Source organism: Streptomyces sp. HSW2009, assembly GCF_040240285.1.
GTDB lineage: Bacteria > Actinomycetota > Actinomycetes > Streptomycetales > Streptomycetaceae > Streptomyces.
In genome coordinates this window covers 1-1741 of the sequence record NZ_JBEHZD010000933.1, presented here as the reverse complement: position 1 = coordinate 1741, position 1741 = coordinate 1, and the positions used below count along the sequence as shown (strand labels likewise).

1 protein-coding gene is annotated in these 1741 nt (G+C 76.5%); it reads left to right on the top strand.

Annotated features, from left to right (window positions below; translation table 11 throughout):
* Positions 1-114 precede the first annotated feature (114 nt).
* Positions 115-1677 (top strand): alpha/beta hydrolase, encoded by a 1563-nt coding sequence (locus AAHZ94_RS33645; RefSeq protein WP_349997490.1) that lies wholly within the window; start codon positions 115-117, stop codon positions 1675-1677.
* Positions 1678-1741: the final 64 nt, after the last annotated feature.

Below are 1741 nucleotides of genomic sequence, written 5' to 3'. Positions count from 1 at the left end.
GGGGGGGGGGGGGGGGGGGGGGCGGGCCCGGCCGGGGGGGGGGGCGGGCGCCGGGGGGGGCGGGGGGCCCCCCACCAGTGAGGGGGGCCGGGCCGCGGCCCTAGCGTGCGGGGCATGCATGTAAAGACAAGGCCGGCGGCGGTGGGCCTGGCGCTCGCCGCCGCGCTGGCGACCTTGCCCACCGCCCTGCCGACGGCCGCCGCCGACACCGGCTCGCCCGGCCGGGCCCCCGACGGCCTCGCCCGCTACTACGACCAACGCCCGCAGTGGAAGAGCTGTGTGCTCGGCCCGGACGACGCGGTCGGCCGGGAACTGGCCAAGGCCGGCGCCCAGTGCGCCGACCTCACCGTTCCCCTGGACTACACGCGCCCCGGTGGCCGCACCATCACCGTCGCCATCTCCCGCATCAAGGCCACCGACACGGCGCACCGCGTCGGCCCACTGCTGTTCAACGGCGGCGGCCCCGGCGGCCCCTCGCTCGACGGCCCGCTGGAGCTCCGCGGTCCGATGGGGGCGACCGCGGCCCGCTACGACCTGGTGGGTGTCGACCCCCGGTTCGTCGGCCGCAGCACTCCGCTGGACTGCGGCTGGCCGGTGGGCTCCGCGCTGGTCTCATCCGGCGTGGACCGGGCCGGCTTCGACCGGCAGGTCGCCCACCAGAAGGACCTGGCCAAGCGCTGCGCCACCCGGCACGGCGACGTGCTCCCGTACGCGAGCACCCGCAACACCGCCCGCGACCTGGACGTCATCCGGGGCGCGCTGCGCGAGCGGAAGATCTCCTACCTGGGCTACTCGTACGGCACCCACCTGGGCACCGCCTACACCCAGATGTTCCCCGGCCGCTACGACCGGGTGGTGCTCGACGGCGCCATCAACCCGGTCGACTACCGGCCGCGACTGCTGCACGGGCGCGAGGAAACCGGCGACCACGCGATACGGGACTGGGCGCGCGGGGCCGCACGGCACGACCGGACCTACCGGCTCGGCGTCACCGAACGGCAGGTGCTGCGCACCGTGGAACGCACCACCAAGGCCGCCGCCGCCCGGCCGCTGACGGTCGGCTCGGGCCCGGACGCGTACCGGGTGGACGACTCGACGGTGCCGCTGGTCGCCTTCGCCGGCGCGGCCGACGACCGGGACCAGGCCCGGCACTCGCTCGCCGGTCAGCTCGCGGTGCTCGCCCGCGCGGCACGCGGCGAACAGGTCGAACCGACGCCCGACCTCGCCGCCTTCCTCGACTTCGTCCTGACCAGCAGCGATTCCGCGTACGGCAGCGTGCAGCTGGCCATCCTGTGCGCGGACGGCGGGGCGCCGCGCGACCCTGAGGTGTACTGGCGCGACATCGAGCGCAACCGGGCGAAGTACCCGCTGATGGGGCCGCTCGCCGAGAACGTCAACGCCTGCGCGTTCTGGCCTGAGTTCCCGCGCGAGGCACCGGTGCGCGTGCAGCGTGACACGCCGGCCCTGCTGGTGGCGGCCACCGGCGACCCGCGCACCCCGTACGCGGGCAGCCGGGCGCTCCGCGGCCAACTGCCCGGCTCCCGGCTGGTGACCTTGCAGGGCGCCAACCACCACGGCGTCTACGGGACCTACGGCAACGCCTGCGTGGACGCCCAGGTCAATGCCTACCTGGCGACGGGTGAGCTGCCCGCGACCGACGTGACCTGTCAGAAGTAGCCGGTACGGGGCCCCGCGGGCCGGGGGGCGCGCGCCCCCCCCCCCGGGCCCCCCCGCCCCCGCC